Source organism: Brevibacterium sp. CBA3109 (assembly GCF_040256645.1).
GTDB classification, from domain to species: Bacteria; Actinomycetota; Actinomycetes; order Actinomycetales; family Brevibacteriaceae; genus Brevibacterium; species Brevibacterium koreense.
On the sequence record NZ_CP158281.1, the window covers coordinates 1,413,558 to 1,439,655 of the forward strand.

At 62.3% G+C, this 26,098-nt stretch carries 27 protein-coding genes and 1 riboswitch; of the genes, 18 read left to right on the plus strand and 9 right to left on the minus strand.

Annotated elements, in window-relative coordinates; all coding sequences use genetic code 11:
* Position 1 precedes the first annotated feature (1 nt).
* Together thiS and thiO are read right to left on the minus strand one after the other, a co-directional pair.
* Positions 2–250 (minus strand): sulfur carrier protein ThiS, encoded by a 249-nt coding sequence (gene thiS / locus AAFP32_RS06540; RefSeq protein ID WP_350271120.1) that lies wholly within the window; start codon positions 248–250, stop codon positions 2–4.
* On the minus strand, positions 247–1,431 hold the full coding sequence (gene thiO / locus AAFP32_RS06545) for a glycine oxidase ThiO (RefSeq protein WP_350271121.1): 1,185 nt from the start codon (positions 1,429–1,431) through the stop codon (positions 247–249). The genes thiS and thiO overlap by 4 nt, the downstream gene beginning before the upstream one ends.
* Positions 1,422–1,524, minus strand: a riboswitch (TPP riboswitch). It overlaps the preceding gene by 10 nt.
* A gap of 23 nt (positions 1,525–1,547) precedes the next feature.
* Between thiO and thiE the strand changes: the two genes are divergently transcribed.
* On the plus strand, positions 1,548–2,216 hold the full coding sequence (gene thiE, locus AAFP32_RS06550; RefSeq protein ID WP_350271464.1) for a thiamine phosphate synthase: 669 nt from the start codon (positions 1,548–1,550) through the stop codon (positions 2,214–2,216).
* 36 nt (positions 2,217–2,252) lie between these two features.
* Complete coding sequence (locus tag AAFP32_RS06555) at positions 2,253–3,194, plus strand: 2-dehydropantoate 2-reductase (protein WP_350271122.1); 942 nt, start codon at positions 2,253–2,255, stop codon at positions 3,192–3,194.
* On the opposite strand, the gene AAFP32_RS06560 is transcribed toward AAFP32_RS06555, so the two are convergent.
* Positions 3,148–3,738, minus strand: coding sequence for a histone deacetylase (locus AAFP32_RS06560; RefSeq protein WP_350271123.1), 591 nt, complete (start codon positions 3,736–3,738; stop codon positions 3,148–3,150). The two genes, AAFP32_RS06555 and AAFP32_RS06560, sit on opposite strands and share 47 nt — an antisense overlap.
* A gap of 350 nt (positions 3,739–4,088) precedes the next feature.
* Between AAFP32_RS06560 and AAFP32_RS06565 the strand changes: the two genes are divergently transcribed.
* Positions 4,089–5,360: an alpha-hydroxy acid oxidase gene (locus AAFP32_RS06565; RefSeq protein WP_350271124.1), complete on the plus strand. Its 1,272-nt coding sequence runs from the start codon at positions 4,089–4,091 to the stop codon at positions 5,358–5,360.
* Here the strand turns inward: AAFP32_RS06565 and AAFP32_RS06570 are convergent.
* The gene (locus tag AAFP32_RS06570; protein WP_350271125.1) at positions 5,338–5,949 is read right to left on the minus strand and encodes a TetR/AcrR family transcriptional regulator; all 612 of its coding nucleotides are present in this window, start codon (positions 5,947–5,949) and stop codon (positions 5,338–5,340) included. The two genes, AAFP32_RS06565 and AAFP32_RS06570, sit on opposite strands and share 23 nt — an antisense overlap.
* Positions 5,950–6,121: 172 nt before the next feature.
* On the opposite strand from AAFP32_RS06570, the gene AAFP32_RS06575 reads away from it, so the two are divergent.
* From AAFP32_RS06575 to AAFP32_RS06585, 3 genes are all read left to right on the plus strand, one after another.
* A complete protein-coding gene (locus tag AAFP32_RS06575; RefSeq protein WP_350271126.1) occupies positions 6,122–7,369 on the plus strand; it encodes an NAD(P)/FAD-dependent oxidoreductase in 1,248 nt (415 codons plus the stop codon).
* Positions 7,370–7,483: 114 nt separating this feature from the next.
* Complete coding sequence (locus tag AAFP32_RS06580; RefSeq protein WP_350271465.1) at positions 7,484–8,908, plus strand: amino acid permease; 1,425 nt, start codon at positions 7,484–7,486, stop codon at positions 8,906–8,908.
* An 85-nt stretch (positions 8,909–8,993) separates the two neighbouring features.
* Positions 8,994–9,953, plus strand: a complete 960-nt coding sequence (locus tag AAFP32_RS06585; protein ID WP_350271127.1) for an iron-siderophore ABC transporter substrate-binding protein — start codon at positions 8,994–8,996, stop codon at positions 9,951–9,953.
* Between the two features lie 32 nt (positions 9,954–9,985).
* Here AAFP32_RS06585 and AAFP32_RS06590 read toward each other — a convergent pair whose 3' ends face one another.
* Positions 9,986–10,444 carry an NUDIX hydrolase gene (locus tag AAFP32_RS06590; protein ID WP_350271128.1) on the minus strand — a complete coding sequence of 153 codons (459 nt, stop codon included), beginning with the start codon at positions 10,442–10,444 and terminating at the stop codon, positions 9,986–9,988.
* Positions 10,445–10,656: 212 nt separating this feature from the next.
* Between AAFP32_RS06590 and AAFP32_RS06595 the strand changes: the two genes are divergently transcribed.
* The 6 genes from AAFP32_RS06595 (at position 10,657) to AAFP32_RS06620 (ending at position 16,102) form a co-directional block, all read left to right on the plus strand.
* A complete protein-coding gene (locus AAFP32_RS06595) occupies positions 10,657–11,445 on the plus strand; it encodes an alpha/beta fold hydrolase (protein ID WP_350271129.1) in 789 nt (262 codons plus the stop codon).
* A gap of 132 nt (positions 11,446–11,577) precedes the next feature.
* Positions 11,578–12,486, plus strand: coding sequence for a sulfurtransferase (locus tag AAFP32_RS06600; protein WP_350271130.1), 909 nt, complete (start codon positions 11,578–11,580; stop codon positions 12,484–12,486).
* A complete protein-coding gene (locus AAFP32_RS06605; protein WP_101620285.1) occupies positions 12,486–12,980 on the plus strand; it encodes a SufE family protein in 495 nt (164 codons plus the stop codon). Before AAFP32_RS06600 ends, AAFP32_RS06605 begins: the two co-directional genes overlap by 1 nt.
* Positions 12,981–13,065: 85 nt before the next feature.
* Positions 13,066–14,133, plus strand: a complete 1,068-nt coding sequence (locus tag AAFP32_RS06610; RefSeq protein ID WP_350271131.1) for an iron chelate uptake ABC transporter family permease subunit — start codon at positions 13,066–13,068, stop codon at positions 14,131–14,133.
* A complete protein-coding gene (locus tag AAFP32_RS06615; protein ID WP_350271132.1) occupies positions 14,130–15,236 on the plus strand; it encodes a FecCD family ABC transporter permease in 1,107 nt (368 codons plus the stop codon). The genes AAFP32_RS06610 and AAFP32_RS06615 overlap by 4 nt, the downstream gene beginning before the upstream one ends.
* Positions 15,233–16,102, plus strand: coding sequence for an ABC transporter ATP-binding protein (locus tag AAFP32_RS06620; RefSeq protein ID WP_350271133.1), 870 nt, complete (start codon positions 15,233–15,235; stop codon positions 16,100–16,102). Before AAFP32_RS06615 ends, AAFP32_RS06620 begins: the two co-directional genes overlap by 4 nt.
* A 75-nt stretch (positions 16,103–16,177) precedes the next feature.
* On the opposite strand, the gene AAFP32_RS06625 is transcribed toward AAFP32_RS06620, so the two are convergent.
* The 3 genes from AAFP32_RS06625 to AAFP32_RS06635 are packed head-to-tail and all read right to left on the minus strand — an operon-like array spanning position 16,178 to position 18,048.
* Positions 16,178–17,314 carry a DUF808 domain-containing protein gene (locus AAFP32_RS06625; protein WP_350271134.1) on the minus strand — a complete coding sequence of 379 codons (1,137 nt, stop codon included), beginning with the start codon at positions 17,312–17,314 and terminating at the stop codon, positions 16,178–16,180.
* The gene (locus tag AAFP32_RS06630; RefSeq protein ID WP_350271135.1) at positions 17,315–17,635 is read right to left on the minus strand and encodes an META domain-containing protein; all 321 of its coding nucleotides are present in this window, start codon (positions 17,633–17,635) and stop codon (positions 17,315–17,317) included.
* Entirely contained in the window at positions 17,632–18,048 is a 417-nt protein-coding gene (locus AAFP32_RS06635) for an META domain-containing protein (RefSeq protein ID WP_350271136.1), read from the minus strand. Before AAFP32_RS06635 ends, AAFP32_RS06630 begins: the two co-directional genes overlap by 4 nt.
* A 293-nt stretch (positions 18,049–18,341) precedes the next feature.
* On the opposite strand from AAFP32_RS06635, the gene AAFP32_RS06640 reads away from it, so the two are divergent.
* Positions 18,342–20,240, plus strand: a complete 1,899-nt coding sequence (locus AAFP32_RS06640; RefSeq protein ID WP_350271137.1) for an LPXTG cell wall anchor domain-containing protein — start codon at positions 18,342–18,344, stop codon at positions 20,238–20,240.
* Positions 20,241–20,508: 268 nt separating this feature from the next.
* Positions 20,509–22,824 carry an LPXTG cell wall anchor domain-containing protein gene (locus AAFP32_RS06645; protein WP_350271138.1) on the plus strand — a complete coding sequence of 772 codons (2,316 nt, stop codon included), beginning with the start codon at positions 20,509–20,511 and terminating at the stop codon, positions 22,822–22,824.
* Positions 22,825–22,922: 98 nt separating this feature from the next.
* On the opposite strand, the gene AAFP32_RS06650 is transcribed toward AAFP32_RS06645, so the two are convergent.
* Positions 22,923–23,903 carry a GNAT family N-acetyltransferase gene (locus AAFP32_RS06650; protein WP_350271139.1) on the minus strand — a complete coding sequence of 327 codons (981 nt, stop codon included), beginning with the start codon at positions 23,901–23,903 and terminating at the stop codon, positions 22,923–22,925.
* A gap of 36 nt (positions 23,904–23,939) precedes the next feature.
* Between AAFP32_RS06650 and AAFP32_RS06655 the strand changes: the two genes are divergently transcribed.
* The 4 genes from AAFP32_RS06655 to AAFP32_RS06670 all read left to right on the plus strand — a co-directional run bounded on the left by AAFP32_RS06655 (position 23,940) and on the right by AAFP32_RS06670 (position 26,038).
* Entirely contained in the window at positions 23,940–24,167 is a 228-nt protein-coding gene (locus AAFP32_RS06655; RefSeq protein WP_350271140.1) for a hypothetical protein, read from the plus strand.
* Between the two features lie 36 nt (positions 24,168–24,203).
* Positions 24,204–25,037, plus strand: coding sequence for a thioesterase family protein (locus tag AAFP32_RS06660; RefSeq protein WP_350271141.1), 834 nt, complete (start codon positions 24,204–24,206; stop codon positions 25,035–25,037).
* A 93-nt stretch (positions 25,038–25,130) separates the two neighbouring features.
* On the plus strand, positions 25,131–25,523 hold the full coding sequence (locus AAFP32_RS06665; protein ID WP_350271142.1) for a VOC family protein: 393 nt from the start codon (positions 25,131–25,133) through the stop codon (positions 25,521–25,523).
* On the plus strand, positions 25,520–26,038 hold the full coding sequence (locus tag AAFP32_RS06670; RefSeq protein WP_350271143.1) for a DinB family protein: 519 nt from the start codon (positions 25,520–25,522) through the stop codon (positions 26,036–26,038). The genes AAFP32_RS06665 and AAFP32_RS06670 overlap by 4 nt, the downstream gene beginning before the upstream one ends.
* The last annotated feature ends 60 nt before the right edge of the window (positions 26,039–26,098 follow it).

The window sequence follows — 26,098 nt, forward strand, 5'->3', positions numbered from 1 at the left end:
ATCAGCCTCCCTGCACTGCGGTGACGATGTCGACACTGTGTCCCTGGGCCAGGGTGAAGTGCGACCACTGTCCGCGCCTGATCACCTCACCGTCAACGGCGACGGCGATGCCCAGTCGGCTGCCGTCGACGGGGGTGCCGTCGGCAGCGATGTCCTTGTCGATGATGCCGGAGACGAGGTCTCTGGCCGTGGTGGGTCCGGCGAGTGCGTGGGCCTCGCCATTGAGCGTAATGGTGATTGTCTCGGTCACGGATGGCTCCCTGCTGGTTGCTGGATCAAAACGGTGTGCTCTGTGGCCGGTGCGGTGGTCGGTGGGTTCTGTGAGCCGAAGCGTTCTGGTCCCACCGCGGCCAGGGACCCCGATGGCGCCCACGCAGTGTCGGCTCCGATGGCAAGGTCGGCGGTGAGGCCCGCACCCAGTGGGGCGAGGAGGATGCCGTGCCGGAAGAAGCCGGTGGACACCACGCAGCCGGGATCGATGCGTCCGATGATCGGCACGTCATCGGGTGAGCCCGGCCTGGCGCGGGTGGTGATGTCGGTGATCTCGCAATCGAGGATGGCCGGAACGAGACGTTCTGCATCATGAAGCAGCTGGTGGACGCCTCCTGCGTTGGTCCCCGACCGACCGTCCTCACGGCTCGTGGCACCGAGGACGAGCTCACCGTCGGGGCGAGGCACGATGTAGACAGGCCGGGCATGGACCAGACCGCGGATCGTGCGAGTCAGCAGCGGTGTCAGGGCCTCGGGTACCCGGAGCCTGATCACCTCACCCCACACTTGGCGCAGAGGCAGCATCGGCAAGCCCGAGATGTCATTGCAGGAGCTGCCCGCGGCGACGATGACCTGATCAGCGGTGAGCCTCGTCCCATCCTCGGCCTCGACGCCGACGGTCCGTCCCTCCGCATTGATCAGAGCGTTGACGCGCGTCCGGACGATGTCGTCGCTCAGCACCGCTGTCAGTGCACCGGTGACCCGACGGGGATCGATCGAATGATCTCCGGGGATCGTCACCGCCCCGCTTACCCCGGGAGCCAGAGACGGTTCCCGGCTCCGGGCCTGGGACCCGGCGATGAGGGAGACGTCGAAACCGGCAGAGCGCTGCAGGTTCATGAGTTCACGCAGCGAAGCGAGGTCGGCCCGATCACCGGCACAGACGAACGTCTCGGTGCTCGAGTACCCGAGGTCACGACCGGAAGCGGCAGCCAGGTCGGCGGTGAAGCCCGGGTAGAGATCGGCCGAGGCACGCATGAGCGGGTACAGGGGAGACTGCCCCCACACCACCTCGGCGGCCGGTGCCAGCATCCCCGCCGCCGCATGGGAGGCACCCGTAGCGGGAGCAGGATCGACGATGGTGACCCTCACACCGCGACGGACCAGATTCCAGGCAGTGGACAAGCCGATGATTCCGGCGCCAACAACAATGACGTGCATGTGCTTCTCCCTCCGGCGGCATCATCCGCATCAGGTTGAACGGTCGGCACACAGCCCTCTCAGCCTCTTTATGAGGCTCCCGCGAACTCCTCTACTCTAGGAGCATGGTCGCAGATATGACAATGGACACCGCAGTCCGAGACACAGACAGAGCCACCCGACTCGCCCGAGTTCGCGATGCCAGGCTCTACGTCTGCACCGATTCCCGCAGCGCGCAGGGTGACCTTCCCGAGTTCCTTGATGCCGCTTACGCCGGTGGTGTCGACATCATCCAGCTGCGCGACAAGGGCCTCGAAGCCCGCGCCGAGATCGAAGCACTCGAAGTGCTCAGGGACGCAGCCCACCGTCATTCGAAACTGTTCTCCGTCAATGATCGCGCGGACGTGGCGCTGCTCGTCGGCGCCGATGTCTTCCACGTCGGGCAGGGAGATCTCACCAGCACGCAGGCCCGCGCGGTCCTCGGCCCGGATGTGATCCTGGGCCGCTCGACCCATTCCATCGACCAGGCGCTCGCCGCCGAGGCAGACCCCGAGATCGACTATTTCTGCTTGGGCCCCGTGTGGGAGACCCCGACCAAACCCGGCAGGCCAGCCATCGGCACTGACCCCCTGCGTGCGCTCGCCGCCACCGCGAGAAAGCCCTGGTTCGCGATCGGCGGGATCTGCGCAGGCGAGCGCCTCGCGAAGGTGAAGGCCACGGGCGCGCAGCGCATCGTCGTCGTCCGTGCGGTGACCGCAGCAGATGATCCCGCGGCCGCGGCCGCGGAACTCAAAGAGGCATTATGAGGGTGCACAGTGTGACAGCGAAGGAATCCAACTGACATGGGAGAGCACGCAGTGAAGATACTCATCGCCGGAGCCGGCGCGACCGGCGGGGCATTCGGCACCCGCCTGTTCGAAGCAGACCGAGATGTGACATTCCTCGTCCGGCCTGCCCGAGCAGAGACGATGCGTGCCGAGGGCCTGCGATTCGTGTCTCCCGGGGAGGACCGGACGAACCACATTCCCGTCCTCACTGCGGCGGAGTTGGCCACTGCCGATGGACCAGGCTCCACTCGTTTCGATCTTGTGATCGTGGCGGTCAAAGCCAACGGGTTGGAGTCGATCATCGATGACATCAGACCCGCCGTGGGTGAGGGCACACGCATCCTTCCGTTCCTCAACGGCATGGCTCAGATCGACCGGCTGGTTGAGGAGTTCCCCGGCCAGGTGCTCGGCGGTCTGGTCAAGATCGTGGGAACGGTCGAGGACGGCGTCGTCCACCAGATGACAGACATGGCGATCATGACCATCGGTGAACTCGGCGGGGGAGCAGTTCCAGAACCCGTTGCTCAGACTCTTGATGTCCCTGGCTGCAGACTGCAGATCATCGACGAAATCACGGACGCACTGTGGGAGAAATGGATCTTCATCGCCGCTGCCGGAGTCGTCACCTGCCTGTTCCGGGCCCCGGTCGGCGCAATCATGGCAGTCGGGGGCCGGCCGCAGGTCATCTGGATCGTCGACGAGCTCGAAGCCGTTGCGGCTGCCGGGGGTCACCCGGTCTCGGCCAAAGCCAGGGACATGACACTGTCCATGCTCACCGCCGAGGGCTCCTCATTCACCTCATCGCTCTACCGTGACGTGACTTCGGGACTGCCCAGCGAAACCGAGCACATCCTCGGTCATTTGGCGAGCACGGCTGCTGACCTCAGCGTGGAGACGCCCCTGCTCGACCTCACACTTGTGCAGCTGCGGGCTGGGGAATCGCTGCGACAGAGCTGACTTCCTCGGCGCCGAGGCGCAGCATTGTCAGATACGGTTCACCGGGGACGGTGTGGGTGACTGCATCGGATCCGTGCGGAGCCGTGAACGTCACCATCGGGATCGAATCTCTGCGGTCGAGGACCAGAAGAGTCTCGTATTTGCCTGGTCCGACGGAATGGGCAGAGCCGACGGGAAGTTCGCAGGCCAGCGCCTCCAGCGGATTGGCAGATGAGGGTGGCCGATTCATCTCCTGATCGGCGACATCGGCGAATTGTTCGGCAGTGATGAGATATGCCTTTGCAGGTGTGGGGCCCGGTACACGATGGTCGTAGAAGGCCATTCCTCCGCCGCCCCACACGGTGGAGCTGCCAGCGAAGTAGATGGATCCGGGAAGTTCGATGCCCATCTCTGCCAACGGCGGACCGGTGTTCCTTGCGCCGGGATAGGTGACGAATGCACCTGGGGGACGGCCGCCCTGCAGGTAACAGGCGAGCCTGTCACGATGCATGTTCGAACCGTAGCTGACATACCACACGACTGCTTGAGATATCTCTTTCATCATGCCACGTCAACGGTTGGCACTGTCCAATCTGCAGTGTCTCGGTGTGCCGTCCGACCGCCGTCTGCTCGAGCCTTCCTCCTGGCCAAGAGCCCGATCTTCGACAAGCTCGGGCTGCACGCGGGGGAGACGATCAGTTGTCGAGTTGCTTCCGTCCTGCATTGCCTCGACCGCTCCTGAGTGGACCGAGATATTTCCACCTATCTCCACAAGCGGAAATATCTCTCATGGTGATCCCCGTTCCAGTGAATACGGACCCCTCGCTAGACTCGCAGCTCAGGGACGCCAGCAGCCGCTGGAGGTCGCAGACGTATAGAGTCCGATCAGATTCAGTGCTGAATACGAGGAGAACGATGAAACGGCAGCTGCCCGACGTGAAAGAACTCGCCCCTCTCCTGCAGTTCGGTCTGCCCAGGCTCGACCGAGTGGCTGCGCGGCTCGACTCCGCTGCTGATATCTGGGACCTGCGTCGTATCGCGAAGCGGGTGACCCCCACAGCTCCCTTCGACTACGTCGACGGCGGGGCACTCGATGAGTACACGCTGCGCAAGAATCGTCAGGTCTTCGCCGATGTCGAACTCCTCCCACGGATTCTGCACGGGGTCGACGCTCCGAACACATCGACGACGATCGCCGGTCAGCACACAGCGCTGCCATTCGGCATCGCCCCGACCGGCTACACGCGGATGATGCATTCCGAAGGTGAGACAGGGGGAGTCAGGGCGGCGACGAAGGCCGGCATTCCCTTCTCCCTGTCAACGATGGGCACGCGGTCCATTGAAGAGGTCGCGCAGGCGGCACCGGGATCCACGCGGTGGTTCCAGCTCTACCTGTGGAAGGACCGCGAGCGCAGCCTCGACCTGCTTCAACGAGCCCAAGCCAGCGGGTATGAGACTCTTCTCGTCACCGTCGACACCCCGATCACCGGACAGCGTCTGCGCGATCACCGCAATGGACTCTCTATCCCGCCGAAGCTGACCCTGAAGACCATTCTCGACGCCTCCTATCGTCCCGGCTGGTGGTTCAACTTCCTCACCACCGAACCACCGAAATATGCCTCCTTGTCGAATACCTCGCAGTCCCTGGCCGAGATGACGCGGACCATGTTCGATCCGACCCTCGACCTTGATGACCTCAAATGGATCCGCGAGCAGTGGAAGGGCTCACTCTTCGTCAAGGGAGTCCTCACCGCCGACGATGCCAGCCGAGCCCGGTCCATCGGTGCCGACGGTCTGGTCGTGTCCAACCACGGAGGACGCCAGCTCGATCGCGCACCCGATTCCCTGACTGCACTGGCAGAGGTGCGAGCGGAGGTCGGAGAAGATATGGAGCTCGTCCTCGACTCCGGAATCATGTCCGGTACCGACGTCGTGGCCGCGCTGTGCGCCGGAGCGGACTTCGTGCTCATCGGCCGGGCCTATCTCTACGGCCTCATGGCCGGCGGGCAGCGTGGCGTGGAGAAGGCCATCGACCTCATCCGGGCCGAGATACGAACTTCCATGGGCCTGATGGGCTCCCGAACTGTCTCCGACCTCGGGCCCCACCTCGCCAGGGGACTGCCAACGGTCCCCGGCTTGCCCGCTGATATCGCAGGGAAGCGCCTCACGCCTGGAGCAGGCGCTTGAGCAGACGGAACTGCTGACCGGCGGCGGACTCCAGGCCGTCGCCGGTTCGGCTGCCGCCCTCGGTCTGGTGCAGCGCCCATTCGTCGAAGGCCGCCAGCATTGTCGCGGCCGCCAGGGCCTGGAGGTCCGCCGGGCAGTCCGCATCGATCGCACCAGTCTCTCGCCCGATGCCCAGCACCGACGAGATCCACTTCCTGTAGCTGTACTCAAGACTGCTGACGCTGGGATCGGCACGATTGGCATGCACGATCCGCCACAGCAGTCCTAGTGCTTGACTCGTCGGCCAGACACGCAGCACATCATCGAACACGCGTGCCGCAGTCGCCCAGAAGTCCGGGATGAAGTCCGGCGGTTCCGGGGGAGTCCAATCTTTCCTCGCTTGCTCGCGAAGCTCATCGACGACCAGCGACAACAAGGACTCCTTGGAGTCGATGACGTGGTAGAAGGAGCTCTTGCTCATCCCAGCTCCGGAGATGATGCCGTTGAGGGAGGCCTGTTCGAAGGGGCTGGAGGCGAATTCTTTCGCGGCAGCGAGGATCAACGCCTGCCGTTTGGTGATCGACATACGTGCGAAGGCAGAAGCCGACATGATCACTTCCTCTCCATCCCTGGACCACCCGGTCCAGACAATGCTACCGTGAGTGGACCAGCCGGTCCACTTCGCATGCTGACTGCGGACACGGTGACCAGTCGAGGAGATGGCGACGCGAGGAGATGCGATGATCACGGAAGTGCCCTTCGAAGAGCAGTAAGAGGCCACGGTGACCGACGATGTGCGCATTCTCGTCGTGGGCGCCGGAATCGCCGGGATCACGGTCACCCAACTGCTGCGCAGGCAGGGCAGACATCCGGTGCTCATCGAGCGTTCGCGCGTCTCAGAGACGTTGACCGATGACGATCATGCCGGATACATGCTCGCCCTCATGCCCATGGTCGACCCGGTCTTCGATGATCTCGGTGTCCGCGAGCACTATCGTGAGAACAGCGTGGCAATCGATCGGTACGCATTCCATGCTCATACCGGCGAAACGCTGCGCGAAGACCGTCTGGGACGTCTGCTCGCCCGCTACGGGGAATACAGAGGAATTGCCAGGGGAGAACTCATCGCGGTCCTGTCGACCGGCACCTGCCCAGTCTCCTTCGACTCATCACTGGTCTCCCTTGCTGCAGCTGACTTCGCAGCCGAGCCTGCAGCCGACTCGGTACCTCGCCCGACCCGGGTGGAGGTACGCACAGGCGTCCACAGCGAGGACAATCATCTGCACAGCGCGGAGTTCGACCTCGTCATCATCGCCGACGGTCTGGGTTCCCACAGCAGACGCCTCGTCCCGGGAGGCTCATCCGAGAGTTCGGTCGACACGGCGTGGGGCGGGTGGGTTGCCTGGGCTCCAGCAGATGCGGATACCGACCAGGTCGACGAACTCTGGGGTGAGGGCTTCTTCCTCGGTGCCTACCCGGTCAAGGGCAGAACCGGAATCTTCCTCGGCGCTCCAGACCCACGGGAACCTCTGGGCGCGAAGCGCTTCGTCACCGAGGTCCGCAGCAAGCTCACCACGCTGAGTCCCAGAATCGATGCGGCCCTGACCGCCGTCGCCGAGGCAGAGGACCCATATTTCTGGTCGCTCCGAGACTTTCGCAGCGCGCAGTGGGCCACCGGAAGCACGGTCCTCCTCGGAGATGCCGCGGCGGGATTCCTCCCCATGGCCGGAATCGGTGCCGGAATGTCCATGGAATCGGCGCGGATGCTCGCAGCATCGCTCGAATCCACCTCACCGGCGCGACTGCCCGCCGCGCTGGCCCGCTTCGAAGCCGTCCAACGGCCCAGGGTCGAACAGGCACAGTCCACCTCTCGTCAACTGGCTCGACTCATGTTCTACCTGCCCGGGGCTCTCGCCGGTCTGCGGGGGCTCATCGTCAAGCTGGTGAGCGTCAAGACTGCGTTGGCACCGATCATCGACCTCCTCAAGCACCCGGCCAGGCCGGAGGAGGTGCGCAGCCCCGAGATCTGAATGTGGTAAAAATGGCCGGGGTCCGAACGGGACACCGGTCGCACGACAGTCAAGGAACATGATGAAAGAAGCAGCCACCTTTGCGAGGGAGAAGCGCGAAAACACGCGCGGGGGCTGAAGTCACGGCACCTGCAGATGATCGCCATCGGCGGTGCCATCGGCACCGGGCTCTTCCTCGGCTCCGGCGGCACGATCTCGCAGGCAGGACCTGGCGGTGCACTCCTGGCCTACGCCGCGATCGGGATCATGGTCCTCTTCGTCATGCAGTCCCTGGGAGAGATGTCGACCCATCTGCCCGTGGCAGGTTCCTTCCACACCTACGGCTCGAAATACGTCAGCCCCTCGTTCGGATTCGCCATGGGCTGGAACTACTGGTTCAACTGGGCGATCACGCTCGCCGCGGAACTCGTTGCGGCCGGAGTCATCATGTCCTTCTGGATGCCCAATGTCCCCTCCTGGGTCTGGGCTGCGATCTTCCTCGCCCTGCTCACCGGACTCAACTTCCTCTCGGCCAAGGCCTTCGGTGAAGGCGAATTCTGGTTTGCAGCCATCAAGGTCACCGCGGTCCTCGCGTTCCTCGTTCTGGGCGTGCTCATGATTGCGGGCATCATCGGCGGCGAGTCGCCGGGCATGAGCAATTGGACGCGAGACGAGGCACCGTTTGTGGGCGGCTGGGTCTCGATCATCAGCGTGTTCATGATCGCCGGCTTCTCCTTCCAGGGCACGGAGCTCGTCGGCGTCACCGCGGGGGAGTCGAGCAACCCGCGCCGCGATATGCCGCGAGCCATCCGCACCGTGTTCTGGCGCATCATGCTCTTCTATATCGGCGCAATCATCATCATCGGCTTCCTCCTGCCGTATTCGGACCCCTCGCTGCTGGCGGCGGCTGCCAATGAGGATGTCACCGCCTCACCCTTCACCCTCGTCTTCGAACGCGCCGGCATCGCCGTGGCCGCGTCTGTGATGAATGCCGTCATCCTCACCGCGATCCTCTCGGCCGGGAACTCCGGGCTGTACGCCTCGACCCGCATGCTCTATGCGATGGCCAGGGAAGGCACGGCGCCGAGGCTGTTCGCCCGACTCAATGAACGCGGAGTGCCCGTCATGGCGCTGCTGGCCACCGCCGTCATCGGCCTGTTCGGATTCCTGTCGGAGGTGATGGGTGACGGAGGGGCCTACACGTGGCTGATCAATGTCTCCGGGCTCTCCGGGTTCATCGTCTGGGTCGGCATCGCCTGGTGCCATTTCCGGTTCCGTCGTGCCTACCTCAGGCAGGGTTACGACCTCGCGGACCTGCCGTATCGGGCGCCGCTGTTTCCGATCGGGCCGATCATCGCTCTGGTGATGCTGGTCATCGTCATCATCGGCCAGAACGTGCAGGCGATCGTCGAGGGTCGGGTCCTCGAAGTGGCCTCGGCCTACATCGGACTGCCCGCCTTCCTTCTGCTGTGGCTCATCCACCGGCTGGTCACCGGCGCCTCCTCACGCACTGTGGGTCTTGATGAGATGGACGTCGACGGACTCGAGATCAAGTCCTAGCGGATACGGGCTGTCGCACCTGTCTGTCGCGGGGATCCTGCGCATACGTTAAGCTAGGCTTGCCTAACTCACGAAGAAGGATCACATGCGCAGAATTCTCGCCCCCATGCTCGCCTCCGTACTCCTGCTCGCCGCCTGTGGTGGCAGTGGCGGTGGTGAAGAAGAAGCGGCCTCCGGCGTCAGCGTCAACACCAAATTCGGCTCAGTCGAGGTCCCGCAGGACCCGCAGAAAGTTGTGGCTCTGGGCTGGGGAGACGCTGAAACCGCACTGGCGCTCGGAGTGCAGCCGGTCGGGGCCTCCGACTGGGTGGAGTTCGGAGGCAAAGGCGTTGGCCCCTGGGCCCAGGACCTCTACGACCAGGCACCGGAGATCATTGCGACGATGGAACCCGATTTCGAAAAGATCGCGGCTCTCGAACCCGACCTCATCCTCGACACGAAGAGCTCCGGTGAGCAGAAGCGCTATGACCGCCTCTCAGAGATCGCCCCGACGGTGGGGGCACCTGAAGGTGGAGACAACTACCTGACGACAATGGATCAGCAGGTCGACCTCGTCTCCCAGGCTTTGGGCAGAGAAGACGAAGGCAAGAAGGTGCTGAAGGATCTCGACAAGAAATTTGACGCTGTTCGTGGGGCCCATCCGGAGTTCGACGGGAAATCCGTGAGCGTGGCCGCGAAGACCTCAGAAGGCTGGGGAGCCTATGTCGAAGGTTCCGAACGCGTGCAGTTCATGGAAAAGCTCGGATTCACACAGTCGAAGAATGTCGCGGCCCTCAAACCCGAGGGCTTCACCGCCACCGTGTCCGAGGAGAAGCTGAACGATCTCGACGCGGACCTGCTCGTGGCCTTCCCGATCTACATCCCCGACACTGATATCACCAAGGATGCTGCCTTCAAGCGGATCCCGGCGGTCGAGGATGGGCACGCCCTGGTGCTGACCGAGGACCTCAACGACGTCAGACAGGCATTCTCACTCAACTCGGTGCTCTCCGCCTCGTACGCGGCAGACAAGATGCCCGAGCTCGTCGCAGACGCACTCAAATAGAGGGGCGGGCACTCAACCGGCCGTCGAGGCTCTCACAGTGCGGCACGCCACGCATCAAGGCCGATATCGATGATGCGGGCGTGCCGCACGTCTGCCAGCGAATCGATGGCCAGCCATTCGGCCCGGTCCGTGGTGCCATCGACCTCAAGAGTCCCCAGCGTGCCTGCGGTGACGCGAGCCTCATAGACGATCCGAACTCCCTTGAACGGACGTGAGACCGACCTGCGACGGGAGGAATTGCTGCGGTGCTCCGTGAATGTGTGAGTCGTGAGCGGGCGCACCAGCTCGGCGTCGAAGCCCGTCTCCTCTTTGATCTCGCGGATCGTGCCGGCCTCGATGCTCTCATGGAACTCGATTCCACCGCCGGGCAGAGTCCACAGCGCATGGGCCGGCTCTTTGCCGCCGTTGAACCAGCTGAGAAGGATTTCCCGGTCCTGGTTGACGATCACCGCGTACCCGGCCAGTCGTGTGTCGTAATCGGAGAAGTGCATGGACTCAGCCTACCTGTGAGTATCTCTTCCCACGCCGAAATGGGGTGAATAGGCTGGTCACATGCCTGCAGCGGCGAAATTCCCCAACGAACGCATCATCGCTACACGCATGCTCGACACCCCACGTCCACGCGATCGTCGATGTGCTGCGTGATCCCACCCGACACCGGGCAGCAGATGACCCGCTGAGACGTCCCGGGTAGGCTGGTGGCGTGACTGAGATCGCCAGCAGACTCATCGGCAGCACCGGTGAGCGCATCGTGTTCCTCCACGGCCTCTTCGGCCGTGGCAAGAATTTCACCTCCATCGCCAAGGCCCTCGAGCCCGACTACTCGAGCCTGCTCGTGGACCTGCCCAACCATGGTGATTCGGGATGGACCGAGGAGTTCAGCTATGTGGACATGGCCGACTCCGTGGCCGCGCTGATCGCCGAGGTGACCGATCCCGATGACCTGCCCGTGCACCTGGTGGGGCATTCCCTGGGCGGCAAGGTCGCCATGATCCTGGCCCTGCGTCACCCGGACCTCATCGACCACCTCGTCGTCGTTGACATCGCTCCCACTGCAGGCGGCTCCCTCGGAGTGTTCGAACATCTGCTCTCGAGCCTGGCCGAACTCGATCTCGACGAGATCGATTCGCGTACCGCTGCGGACGAAGCCCTGCAGGAGAAGATCCCCGAGGACACGATCAGGGGATTCCTGCTGCAGAACCTGCGCACCACCTCGGCGGGGTACGCCTGGCAGCCCAATCTCACCCTGCTCCATGAGAGTCTGCCCGCGATCGGAGACTTCCCCGAGACTGGGGAGGCGACCTTCGACGGTCCCGTGCTGTGGATCGCCGGTGAGACATCGGACTACGTCTCCCGCGACGACCTGCCCCTCATGCGTTCCCTCTTCCCCCGCGCATCTCTGCTCACCGTCAAGGGATCGGGCCACTGGGTCCACTCTGAGCAGCCGCAGACGTTCATCTCCTCCCTGCGGGCGTTCTTCGCACGCCGATGACACCCCCGACCTCACCTGCGCCCACCCCCGGGTCGGCACACGGCTGAAGAGGAATATGCTGGTGGGAAGTGGCGTTGAGCCACACAGAGAGCCAATGAGCCACATCATCACAATCTTCACGAGGAGGAACGAGTGAGCACAGCGATCCCAGCCGATTCCACAGGCAAATTCGCCGACTACGCAGACGGATCACGACTGGTCAGCACCGAGTGGGTGGCCAAGCACACCGGTGAACCCGGGCTGGTCATCGTCGAAAGCGATGAGGACGTCCTCCTCTATGAGACCGGGCACATCCCCGGCGCGGTGAAAATCGACTGGCACACCGAACTCAATGACACCGTGACCCGTGACTATGTCGACGGTGAAGGCTTCGCCGCGCTCATGTCCGCCAAAGGCATCTCACGTGATGACACGATCGTCTTCTACGGCGACAAATCAAACTGGTGGGCTGCCTACGCGCTGTGGGTCTTCTCGCTGTTCGGCCACGAAGACGTCCGCCTCATGGACGGCGGGCGTGCCAAGTGGCAGGCCGAAGAACGCGAACTGACCACGGAGAAGCCACGTCCCGAACCGACCGAATACCCGGTCATCGACCGTGATGACACAACCCTGCGGGCCTTCCTGCCCGAGGTCAGAGACAGCCTGGGCAAGCGTCCCCTCATCGACGTGCGCAGCCCCGAGGAATACAGCGGAGAGCGCACCCACATGCCCTCCTACCCCGAAGAGGGTGCACTGCGCGGCGGACACATCCCCAGCGCAGCCTCGGTGCCCTGGGCGAGGGCCGCAAACGAGGACGGCACCTTCAAATCGGCAGAAGAGCTCAAGGCCATCTACACCGATGAAGCCGGGCTCGGCACCGCCGACGAAGTCATCGCCTACTGCCGCATCGGCGAACGCTCGAGCCACACCTGGTTCGTCCTCCAGCACCTGCTCGGCTACAGCAACGTCCGCAACTACGACGGTTCCTGGACCGAATGGGGCAACGTCGTCGGTGTTCCCATCACGAAGGGGACCGAACCAGGGGAGGTGCCCAGCCGGTGATGACTGCTGACACACACGCATCCGAACCCGAGAACTCGGACCTGCCGGAGAGCCTGCGGGAGATCGTTGCGGACTTCGCGGAAACAGAGTCCAGCGACCGACTGCAGCTGCTGCTCGAACTCGCAACCGAGCTGCCCGAGCTGCCACCGCGCTACAGTGATCACCCCGAGCTGCTCGAGCCGGTGCCCGAATGTCAGTCGCCGATCTTCCTCGTCACCGAGGTTGAGAATCCCGAGCAGGGGGAGCAAGCGGTCGTGACGCTGCACTTCTCTGCGCCTCCCGAGGCGCCGACGACGCGTGGCTTCGCCGGGATTCTCCACGAAGGGCTCAACGGCCAGACCGCCGAGGTGGTCCTGTCCATCCCCGCCGACCTGCCACTGCGCCTGTCGATGACCGAGTTGGTCAGCCCCCTGCGTCTGCGTGGGATGAGCGGAATGCTCTCCCGGATCCAGCGTCAGGTCTCCGAGAGGATCGGCAAGATCACAGGCCAGTGATCGGGAATTCGTTTGGATGAGCCGAAGTTTTCGACTAGATTGTGGTTAGCCTGCCCTTAATTAGTCGATGCTAAGGAACCCTCCGATGACCGGTCTCGCCACCACCGCCTCGGCGAATTCGTCTGAGGTGAGCGGTCAGAAGGCGAGCCGGGCACTGAAAGTCAAAAGAGCCGTCGGGCTCATCGTGGCGATTCTTGCATTGGTTGTCGTCGTGCTGGCGTCACTGGCCATCGGCACCCGGGACATGCCGGTCTCGGAGGTCCTCGGAGCGTTCTTCGACCCCAACGGCAGCGACGACCAATTGGTCGTATTGGAACTGCGGCTGCCCCGGACCGTTCTCGGCATCCTCGTCGGCATGGGACTGGGCTTGGCAGGTGGTCTCATCCAGGCTCTGACCCGCAACCCTCTTGCAGATCCGGGCATCCTCGGCGTCAACGCCGGAGCCTCCTTCGCGGTGGCCATCGGCGTCGGGTTCTTCGGAATCACTTCGATCAACGGCTACATCTGGTTCGCCTTCCTCGGCGCCCTCGTGGCCACGACCGGTGTGTACATCATCGGCTCCTCCGGTCGGAACCACAGCGTCGATCCGATCCGCCTGACCTTGGCGGGAGTCGCGGTCGCCGCGGTCCTGACGGGACTGACCAAGGGAATCCTGCTCACGAACGAAAGAGCCTTCGACGCCTTCCGGGCATGGGACGTCGGAGCCATTGCCGGTCGCGGCTTCGATACGATCTACGCGGTCGCCCCATTCATCATCGTCGGCATCGTCCTGGCATTGTTCCTGGCCCACTCGCTCAACGCGGTGGCACTGGGCGACGATCTGGCTGCCAGCCTGGGCACCTCGGTCAATCGCACCCGCATCATCACCATTCTCGCGGTCACTCTCCTGGCAGGTGGCGCCACCGCTGCCGCCGGGCCGATCGGCTTCATCGGACTGATGATTCCACATATCGCCCGCTGGATCGTCGGTCCGGATCAGAGATGGATACTGAGCTATTCGGTGATTCTTTCGCCCATCCTGCTTCTCATCTCCGATGTGCTCGGGCGTGTGGTGATGAAACCGGGCGAACTTCAGGTCGGCGTCGTCACCGCCTTCGTCGGGGCACCGGTGCTCATCGCCCTGGTTCGCAGAAAGAAGGCGAGCGGACTGTGAAATCGTCGAACTCACCGCTCGGTGGCGCCACTGAATTCGTTCCAGGACGCCGCGCCCTGCCGGGGGAGCGGATCAACTTCGGTCGCCCTATGCTGCGAGCCTTCGGCTTCCGCATCGATCTGCGCGTCGTGGTCACAGCCGGCATCGTCACGCTTCTGGCCCTGGGCTGCGGGTTCTTGGGACTGCTGCTGGGAGAGTTCTCGCTGACTCCCAGCGAGGTCTTCCAAGGACTGTTCGGCCAGGCCGACAAAAGCATCGTCAACACCGTCGTCGGGCAATGGCGGGCACCGCGCATCATCGCTGGAATCGTCCTTGGGGCGGGCCTGGGGGTTTCGGGCGCGGTGTTCCAGTCCCTGACCCGCAACCCTCTGGGCAGCCCCGACATCATCGGTTTCTCCACCGGTGCCTACACCGGCGGCATCCTCACCATCATCGTCTTCGGCTCCAGCTTCATCTCCACCGCCTTCGGTGCGATCATCGGCGGCCTCCTCACCGCCATCGTGGTCTACCTCCTGACGTGGAAGGGCGGCGTCCAAGGCTTCCGGCTCATCATCGTCGGCATCGCGCTGACTGCCATGCTCAACGCCTTCAACACCTGGCTGATTCTGCGCGCCGATCTCGACCTCGCGATGGCAGCAGCCACGTGGGGTGCTGGAACACTCAACGGCATGGGCTGGTCGACCCTCCTGCCGGCCGCCATCGGCACTGTGCTCCTTGCCCTGGGATGTGGTCTCTTCTCGCGCGGCCTGGGGACCCTGGAACTCGGCGATGACACAGCTAAGGCACTCGGCGTGCGCAATGAACCCGTTCGTGCCGGTCTCATCCTGGTGGCCGTAGCTCTCGTCGCCGTCGTCACGGCGGCCGCGGGACCGATCGCCTTCGTCGCCCTTGCCGCCCCGCAGATCGGGCGCAGAATCGCAAGATCCCAGGGCACTAGCCTGCTGTCTGCGGCGGCAGTCGGAGCGCTCCTGCTCGTGGCCGCGGACCTCATCGCCCAGCACGCTCTGGGCGAGACCCAACTTCCCGTCGGAGTCGTCACCGTGTGCATCGGCGGCATCTACCTGATCTGGCTCCTCATCCAAGAAGCTCGGAAGGCACAATGAGCATCTCATCTGACACAACGGACACTACTGACACGACGGGCACGACGGGCAAGGCGGCGTCGGTCACCGCTCCGCTGGCAGCCCGCGATCTCGATCTCGCCTACGACCATCGGCAGGTCATCGCCGACCTCGACGTTGAAATCGCAGCGGGCAAGTTCACCGTCATCGTCGGCCCCAATGCCTGCGGGAAGTCGACGCTGCTGAGGGCACTGGCCAGATTGATGAGTCCGGCGAAGGGCACGGTGCTCCTCGACGGCGGAAACATCGCACAGCTGAAGACGAAGCAGATCGCCAAGCGTTTGGGACTGCTCCCGCAGACCTCGATCGCCCCCGACGGCATCACCGTGGGTGAACTCGTGGCTCGCGGACGTCACCCGCACCAGTCGTTCCTCAAACAGTGGACTGACGAGGATGAGGTCGCCGTGCTCTCGGCGCTGCGTGCAACGAACACCGAAGTGCTGTCCTCTCGCCAGGTCGATGAGCTCTCCGGAGGTCAGCGGCAACGGGTCTGGGTGGCGATGGTGCTGGCGCAGGAGACGCCGCTGATGCTCCTTGACGAACCCACGACGTTCCTCGACCTTGCCTTCCAGATTGAGCTGCTCGACCTGTTCGCCCAGCTCAACAACGAACACAGTCACACTTTTGTCGCCGTCCTCCACGACCTCAACCAGGCGTGCCGATACGCCGATGAGATCATCGCGATGAAGAACGGTGCGATCGTCGCGCAGGGTGCACCGGCCGAGATCATCACGTCAGAACTGGTGCACCAGGTCTTCGGCATCGACTGCACCGTCATCGACGACCCCGTGACCGGTGCGCCGATGATCGTACCCGGTAAGCCGAAGAAGACCTTCGCTGATCGCTGATCTTCAATACCTGTGTAACTGAGCTGTCGGGCATACCGCCGACCAGACCCAAAGCGCATGCTGAAGAGGTAGGACTCAGTTCTTCGGCGAGTCTTTGTCCTGACCTGGGGCATAGTCTGGTTTAGGGCCTGCTCCGTGGTCTGTTGGAGAACCCGCGTCTGCAGCTTCACCAGCAGATGTGGCAGCAGGTGAGCTGGTGTCTGCGGATATCTTCTGTTCGCTCGTCTGGTCTTTCTGCACTCCAGCCTCCTTGTCGTCGTTGCGCCCCGACTTCATCAGTGCCGTGATGCCGATGGCGATTCCTGCCACGATGCCTCCCCAGATGGCGCCGAGGATGAGCGAGAAGAATGTGTTGACCAGCCAGCCGAGGAGTCCCCCGACGGCCGGGATCATAGCCACGGGCTGCTCGAGGTGGTGAACGAAGTCGTAGAGGGCATGGAGGCCGAGTTCGTCTGTACCTATGAGGATGATGTGTCCGCCGACCCAGAGCATGGCGAAGGTGCCGACGACTGACAGCCCACCGAGGAGCTTGGGCATTGCCTTAACGAGGAACCGGCCGAACTTCTGTGTGCCCGGTTTGTCCTCCCGTGCCATGTGCAGTCCGATGTCGTCCATCTTCACGATGAGGGCCACAGAACCGTAGACCCCGATAGTGATCGCCAGGGCCACGACGAGCAGGATGATGGCCCGGGGGAGCAGGGCCTCACTGGCTACCTCGTTGAGGGCGATGACCATGATTTCGCAGCTGAGCACGAAGTCTGTGGTGATGGCTGAGCGGACGATCTTCTTCTCAGAGTCGCCGTCATTCTTCTTGCCGTGCTTGGATTCCTTCTTCGGTTCTTCGTGGTGTTCGATCCACCCGAACTTCTCGAAGATCTTCTCTGCGCCCTCGAAGCACAGATAGGTGCCACCGACCATCAGCAGCGGAGTCAGCAGCCACGGGAGGAATTCGCTGAGCAACAGGATGATCGGCAGGATGATGAGGATTTTGTTGATCAGCGAACCCAAGGCGATGCGCTTGATGATCGGAAGTTCCCGCTTCGGGTCGACCCCCTCAACGAATTTGGGTGTCACTGCGGCATCGTCGACGACGACGCCTGCAGCTTTGACTCCTGCCCGTGATGCGCCCGCGGCAACATCATCGAGGCTCGCCGCCGAGAGTTTGACGAGAGCCGCCACATCATCGAGGAGTGCGAACAGTCCACCGGCCACTTAATGTCCTTCGTCGGGTTCGTCCGAACTGGATTCCCTGACCAGCTCGCCGAGGTGGTTGCCGCCGTGGTCGAAGACGGTGAGTACGTCACCGTCGGCCTCAGCGCGGTGAACCCGACCCACCCAGGCCTCCATGCCCATGACGGCGCGCTGCGTGGTGGCGAAGGGTTTGATGACCACTCCTGGACCCTCAGCCCCCCACGTCGTTGAGATTCGATTTCCGCCATCGCTGCCGGTCAACGTTCCATCCTCGTCAAACTGGAGGAATGCCGAGGACCCGTCCTTGGCGCTGATCCACTTGCCATTGAGCTGCTGTGTCATTTGTCCTCTTTCTCCAAGCCGCCGATGACCTTCCCGCTGGCGTCGGCGACTTTCATGACGTTGCCTTCGACCGTTGCTGAAGATGCTTTGGACAGCCACGGGTCCACGCCTGCGCACGCTTTCTGGGTCGTGGTGAATGAGGTGATGAGAACCTTGTCCCCGTCGACTTCCCACGTTGTCTGGATTGCGTTGCAGCCATCGGATCCCTTGATCTGGCCGTCGTCGGTGAACTCGAGAAACGGATCCCCAGCCTCTGGAGAGGTCCATTTCCCTGCGGGATCGAGCGCCTCAGCATCTGCCGAGTCCGTGGAAGATTTGGAGTCCGTGGGCTCAGCGCTGGTTGGTTCGCTGGGTTCGGAGCCAGTCCCGCATGCTGCTAGGGGCAGGACGAGGCCGAGAACGGCAATTCTCATCACACGACTGAACGCAGCTGAAGTTCTGTTTGCAGTGAGGTTGAGCATGCACCGATCATAACGGCCAGCCTTGAGCGCTTCATGGAGAACGCGGCATACCGCCTGCCAGTTCAGGTTTTGTACGTTGTGTTCACGATCAACATGCATTGTGGTTGCTTCCAATCGTTGCCAAACCGTAATCTTTCATGTGGTTGAAAGACTGTTCTCAGATATATTCGCGCAATCATTGACGTGCTGGACGAAGAGGGCACAGGCGACAGCAACAGTAAATCCGATCAAGGGAACCCAAGAGTATGCAGAAGAAACTCGTGCAGAGTTCGCTGGCACTGACCGCCGCCGCGGCGCTCAGTCTCGGCAGTGCGTTTGTCGCATCCCCTGCAATGGCCGACAACGGCTCGGAGAAGCTCGATGTGCAGAGCGAGACCCAGGTGCAGAAGGCACTGTCAGACGTCGAGGGCGTCAACGCCTACGGCGCTAAGGGCGGTCAGCTCAACATCGGTGTCGAGAAGAAGACATCCGAGATCAAGGATCTCGAAAAGAAATACGAGAACATCAACGTCACCGACGGCGTCAAGGAACTCAAGCGCCATTCCGAGAACGATGTCGTCGGCGGTGCGGGTTACCTGGCAACCGTCGGTGAGGGCGCTGGCGCCTGCTCAACCGGATTCTCCGGTTGGGACGGAGACGGAAACCCAGTCGTCCTGACCGCTGGTCACTGCTCGAAGATCATTGAAAAATCTGGCGAGATCACCGGAGACAGCACGGTCGACCAGACCGAGAAGCCCAAGAGTGCTCCTGCCAATGGCGGAGATGGCTTCCAGCGCTCCGGCAACGGCGTTCTCGGCGAGTGGGGCTTCCACAGCTATGGCACCGGGGATCTGCTCGATGGCACCGAAGACCCGAGCAGCGCCAAAGACAGCGATATTGACTTCGCGGTCATCAAGGTCGATCAGTCGAAGTACGCCGCCAAGAACGGTGTCACCGACTGGACGAGCGCCGACTCGAACGATCTGTCTTCGAGCCTCGAAACCGATATCACCAAGGTCGGCGCGCACAAGGACGGTACCGTCCAGAAGTCGGGTCGCACGACTGGCCTGACCGAAGGCGAGGTCGACTCCGAGTACAACGACAAGTTCGACTACGCGAATGTCGGCGGATACTGGGTCCACGGATTCGGCGTGACGTCCCCAGCCGATAAGCCGTTCTCGCAGCCAGGTGACTCCGGTGGCGCTGTCTTCCAGGGCGACACCGCTGTTGGTGTCATCTCCGGCGGCGGGCCGCTGGACGAGGACACCCAGTTCGGCTGGGTTGCCGACCTTGACAACTCTCTGGCGCAGTCCGGAGTGGACTTCAGCCTCGAGAAGCCAGGAGACGAGACTCCTGAGGCTCCGAAGGCCCCTGTAGCCAAGGACCAGACCATCGAGCCCAAGGGCGATGTGACAGGTAAGGCCGAGGCTGGCGCCAAGGTTGAGGTCAAGTGGGAAGCTGCCAAGGGCACCCAGGCTGCCGGAGACGATTCCGAGACGGTCAAGGCCGACAAGAACGGCAAGTTCATAGTCGAGGGCCCCAAGGCTGAAGGTACGTACAAGTTCTCCGCTACCGCCACAGTTGATGGTCAGGAATCCAAGACCACCGAGTTCGAGGTGACTGTAGAGAAGGAAGAGACCGAGGCTCCTGCTCCTGTCGAGCGCGAGATCAACGTTGACCCCAAGGAGATCGTTGCTTCCGACTTCGTGAAGGAAGACGAGGGCGTGACTGTCACGGTCAAGGGCTTCGACGAAGGCGAGAAGGTGACCCTCAAGGTCGCATCCGGTCCTGAGAACGTTGAAGGCATCACCCTCGATGAGACCGCAAACGAGAACGGTGCCGCTGCCTTCTCGATCTACGGCACGAGCGAAACAGATCCTTCGGTCTACCTCGGCAAGTACGACGTGAACGTCACCGGAGCCAACGACACCGATGAAGAGAAGGCTCTTGCCGGCTCCTTCAGCGTTGTTGCAGACGAAGACGGCAACGGCGGCGGAAACGACGGCGGCGACAACGGCAGTAAGGATGACGACGGCAATGGTGACGGTGGATCTGATCTGCCTCGCACCGGTGCTGAACTGACCGGCCTCGCTGCCGGTGCCGGACTCCTCGTTGTCGGTGGAGCCGCAGTTGTTCTGACCATGCGTCGGAACAAGAAGAACTGAATATGACTCACACGATCAGCCAATGATCGTCTGAGAGTTCACAAGAGCGCCCCTGGTCTTCGGACCAGGGGCGCTCTGCATCTATGGGCGTTGCAAACTGCCAGGCATCCAACACGGCCTATTTCAGCGACTGCTGTTGTTTCGTTCATTTAGTTCACAGTCCGAGGGACGCTTTCTTGGTAGTCGCTGCATACAGCCCGTAACCTTACCGTGACCAAGGTCATCAGTTTGTGACAAAGCTTGCTCCCGATAAGAGAGACTAAAACGTATGCAGAAGAAACTCGTGCAGAGTTCGCTGGCACTGACCGCCGCAGCGGCGCTCGGTCTCGGCAGTGCGTTCGTGGCATCCCCTGCGCTGGCCGACGGCCCGCAGAAGCTGGATGTGCAGAACGACAAGCAGGTGCAGAAGGCACTGTCCGACATCGAAGGCGTCAACGCCTACGGTGAAAAGGATGGTCAGCTCAACCTAGGTGTCGAGAAGAAGACCGACAAGATCGAGGACCTCGAGAAGAAGTACGACAACATCAACGTTGTCGAAGGCGTCAAGGAACTCGAGCCTTACGCGAAGATGGACCTCGTTGGCGGAGCCGGATACCTGTCGAGCCAGCCCGGCGGAACGGGTGTCTGCTCCACAGGATTCTCCGGCTGGGACGACGACGGCAACCCGGTGGTGCTGACCGCCGGACATTGCTCGAAGGTCATCGACCAGACGTCGGGTGAGATCGGCGGCGACACAACGGTTAGCGAGACCGAGAAGCCCTCCAGCGCTAAAACTAATGGCGGTGAAGGATTCGAACCTTCTGGTAACGGTGTCATCGGTACGTGGGGCTTCCACAGCTACGGCAGTGGTGACCTCCTCGAGGGCGACGACCCCGGTGCATGGCCTGCGCCGAAGGACAGCGACATCGACTTCGCCGTCATCGACGTCGACGCTGACAACTACAACGTCAAGAACGGTGTCACCGACTGGACGAGCGCAGGCACGGACGATCTTTCGACTGATCTTGCCACTGACATCGCTGAGGTCGGCGCACACAAGGATGGCAAAGTCTCGAAGTCGGGCCGTACAACTGGCCTGACAGAAGGCGACGTGTGGACTGAGTACAACGAACAGTTTGAGTTCTCAAACATCGGCGGACGCTGGGTCCACGGCTTCGGCGTGCTCTCGCCAAACGCTGATCCGTTCTCAGCTCCGGGCGACTCCGGCGGTGCTGTCTTCCAGGGTGATACCGCGGTAGGTGTCATTTCCGGCGGAGGGCCTGCCCCCGCTTCAGAACCCGGTAAAGAATTCGGCTGGGTTGCTGATCTCGACTACTCGATCGAACAGTCACGCGTCGACTTCAACGTCGAAAAGCCCGACGAGGGATCTCCAGGCGACGACGATGCGAACGCTGACGCCGATGCCAAGGACGCAGAGGCTGACGGTGGTGCTGACGGCAAGGATGCAGATGCTGCAGCCGCTGCTGATGGTAACGACGCCGACGCCGATGCCAAGGATGCAGATGCTGACGCCGCTGCTGATGGTAAGGATGCAGATGCTGCAGCCGCTGCCGACGGCAACGACGCGACGGCTGACGCCGATGCCAAGAACGCTGACGCCGACGCTGACGCTCCCGAAGCACCTGAAGCACCAGCAGTCGACAACCAGAAGGTTGACGAAGGCGGACAGATCACCGGGAAGACCGAGGCCAACGCCAAGGTGAAGCTGACCTGGAATCCGGCTAGCGGCACTCAGAGTGCACCTCAGGTTGATGTTCCTGCCGAAGGCACTGTCACAGTCACTGCTGACGCCGAAGGCAACTTCACCACCGAAGCTCCCTCGAAAGCTGGAGAGTACGCTTACACCGCTACTGCCACCACCGCAGCCGGAACGTCGAAAACGACCAAGTTCACCGTCGTTGTTGAAGAAGCTGCAGACGAAACAGACGCTGGCGCCGATGGCGCAACAGCCGAAGCCGACGCTGGTGCAGAATCCGATGCCGATGGTGCAGCGGCAGATGCTGATGCAGGCGCGGAAGCAGATGCCGGTGCATCTGCAGACGCAAAGGACGCAGAGTCCAACGCTGACTCCGACGGATCGAAGGACGGCGAGGCTCCTGCCGAGCGCAAGATCTCCATCTCCCCCAAGGAAGTTGCTGCTTCTGACTTCGTGAAGAAGGACAAAGGCGTGACGATCACCGTCAAGGGCTTCGACGAGGGCGAAAATGTCTCTCTCGAGGTTGTTGCCGGGCCGGAGAACGTTGAGGGCATCACGCTCGATGAGACCGCGAACGAGGACGGCGTCGCCGCCTTCTCGATCTACGGAACCAACGCATCCGCTCCTTCGGCCTACCTGGGCAAGTACGACGTGCAGGTGACCGGAGACAACGACACGGACGATGAGAAGGCACTTGCCGGTTCGTTCAGCGTTGTTGCCGATGAAGATGGCAACGGCGGCGGAAGCGACGACGGTGACGGCGGAGACGGTGGATCCGATCTGCCTCGCACCGGTGCTGAACTGACCGGCCTCGCTGCCGGTGCAGGACTCCTCGTTGTCGGTGGAGCCGCAGTCGTTCTGACCATGCGTCGGAACAAAAAGAACTGAACATAGCTCACCCGATCAGCCAATGATCGCCTGAGAGTTCACACGAGCACCCCTGGTATTCGGACCAGGGGTGCTCTTCTTCTGGTCAGAACTTCGCGTCAGAGCTTCACAAATGCGCGAATATCTGAATTGGCGGATGCGGAGGCTTCGCTGAATCCCAGCGTTTCGTAGAATTGCTTCTGCCCCGGCTCGGCATCGGTGAGCAGAACCTTCTGCCTCACTCCCTCAAACGGCATCAGAGCACGGGTGACGAGCTGCCGGCCGACACCTCGGCGATGGTGCTCCGGGTGGACGAGCACATCCTGCAGGTACACGATCGAACCGAAATCGCTGACGACACGTGCCAGGCCGATCAGCTGACCATCACGCCGGGCGGATACGACATGAGCAGAGGACAGCACACTCGAGTGCAGGGAGACAGGGTCCTGTGTATATGCCGTCCAGCCCACCGAACGATAGAGCTCGCAAAGTTCCGTGGCCTCGGGGACAGAATTCGATGTGTAATCCACGTCTTCCCCGACCTGAGGCGTGAACATCGGGAGGTCGTGCCAATGGACATCGACCGACGACCCAGACTTCCATTCCTCGCGCAGAATGGCATAGGCGACTGAGTCCCTGGCCATCTGACCCTTCACGGGCCATGCTCGTCGATAGTGCGCCTCCTTCGACCAGCCGGCACGAATGAGGGTGGACCGCATAGCGACATTGTCGTCGCGAGTGTGACCTTCGAATCGATCGACGTCCGTGGTCATGAACACACGATCAGTGACGGCGCGCAAACACCCGACGCCGAGTCCCCTCCCGCGAAACTTCGTTGCCAAGCGCAGATCGAACATAGGCGTGTCATCGGCGAGATCTTCCAGGCGAACATATCCAATGACGCCCAAAGTGTCATGGCGGAGCCAGAATGCTTCGTTTTCATCATTTCGAAAAGCTCCCGAATCAATCAGTTCCTCGACCTTGGCCACAGTCCATTGCTCTGAGTGCACGTGGAAAGGGAACGTGGTGCTGGTGAAGAAGTTGATGAGACTCTGACGATCGGCACCACTGGGATCGAGACGTGACAGGGATATGCTCATGGTCATCAGGCTATCCGGACGCAACAGGACAGGGGAGTGACGGCGTTGAGCCTCGACGGTGATCCGTTCGACTACCGCATCACGAAACCAGGCGTACTCATGATTGTTCGTGATGGACGAACCGTGATGGAACTCGGCGGAAAGAAGGCGGCGGCACTGATTCCAAAGCTCGGCCGCGGCCATGACTCCGACCAGCAGCTGCTGGCACGTGCGACCGGCAACTATCGGCGAGGCAGCGAACGCCACAATAGGCGACCCCACTGAGCGGACGATTGTTCAGTTCTTGGTAATGTGAGTCACATGAGTCAAACGAATCCGCGCGAATCGAGCCTGAGTGAGTTCGAATCCGCCACTGCAGTCACACGCCACTCGGAATCCGCCTTCACCGCCGAGGTCGACGGAGATTGGAGCGTAGCCGGAGCGGTGAACGGGGGATACCTCCTCGGCATCATCGCGCAGACTCTGCGCCTCAACAGCCCAAACGCTCCCGACCCCTTGGTGCTCTCCACCTACTATGTGGGTCCCAGTCAGGGAGGAGTCGCCGACATCACCACGCGCATGATCCGCGAAGGCCGGTCCAGTGCCACGTTCGCCCTGGATCTGGCCCAGAGCGGCGCCCCGAAGATCACTGCGCTGGCAACGATGGGCAACCTGGAAGGTCTGCCCGAGGATGTCGCAACCACGGCCAACCCGCCCGAGCTGCCGGCCCCGGACCAGTGCATCAACGTCGCCGAGGCGCCCGGGGACTTCGTGAAGTCCGCTCCCTTGATCAAACGCTACGATATGAGGCTCGATCCCGACACCGCCGGCTTCGCAGCCGGGCGACCCAGCGGCCGTGGCCTGTTGCAGGGCTGGATCAGGCTGGCTGACGGCACCGAACCAGATGCGCTGTCGCTGCTGGCATTCCTCGATGCCTTCCCGCCGGTGATGTTCGACCTCGGCCACTTCGGCTGGGCTCCGACGATGGAGCTCACCGCTCACCTGCGCGCCGTGCCAGCGCCGGGCTGGATCAAGGTGAAACTATATACGCGCAATATCGCCGGCGGAATGTTCGAAGAGGACTGCGAGCTCTGGGACTCCGCGGGACGGCTGGTCGCCCAGTCCCGGCAGCTGGCACGACAGCCACGAGGCTGAGACCTCCAATGTGACAGTGTTCCTGACCTCGTGTCAGGTCTTGAGTCTAGAGTGTGAGTTCAAGACGACAGCACCACGAAAGGACCATCGGCCATGGCGTCCCTGTCCTCGCTGAGCATCACCTTCGACTGCAAAGACGTCGAAACCCAAGCGATCTTCTGGGCCGAACTCCTCAGAGCCGACCTCGACGAGGGTGCGAACGAGTTCGTCGCCAGCATCGGAGGAGTCCACAACGCTGAATCGCCGACACCGGGCATGCTCTTCCTCAAGGTCGCAGAACGTGGCGAGGGCAAGAACCCGCTGCACATCGACCTTGACGACCCGCACTATCCTGCCGATGTCGAACTCGCCGTGGCCTTGGGCGCCCAGAAGGTGGCATCGTTTGCTGAGTTCGGCATCGAATGGACAACATTGAAGGATCCTGAAGGGAACGTCTTCGACATCGGCCGCAAGGCACCCACAGACGAGAGCGAGCCAGGCGCATGAGCCTCCCGCCGACTGACCCCACGGAAGCACCACATGGACGGCAGGGCCTCGAAGAGTTCCTAGACTACTATCGCGCGGTAGTGCGCAGAAAGGTCGAAGGGCTGGAATCGAGCGACCTCAACCGAACTGTCGCGACATCCAGCCTGACTTTGGGCGGCATCATCAAACACCTGAGCTTGGTCGAAGAAATCTGGTTCCTCGAAGACATCCTCGGTCAGGAACTGTCGAAACCGTGGTCTGCAGTCGACTGGACTGCACAGCACGACTGGGACTTCCAGAGCGCAGCCGATGACACTCCCGACTATCTTCTGGACCTGCATGCCAAAGCATGCGAGCAGTCGCGGCAGATCTTGACCGGAATCGCCGACCTGGACACGCTTGCAGCACGGAAACCATCCCAGGGCGATCGATTCAACGTCCGGTGGATCCTCATCCACCTGATCGAGGAATATGCTCGACACGTGGGCCATGCCGACCTCATACGCGAGAACATCGACGGAGCCGTCGGCGACTGAGGCCATCGTCTCACCGGACACGCCACAGGCATGTAGCGATCGTCCAGATCCCTCACTTAG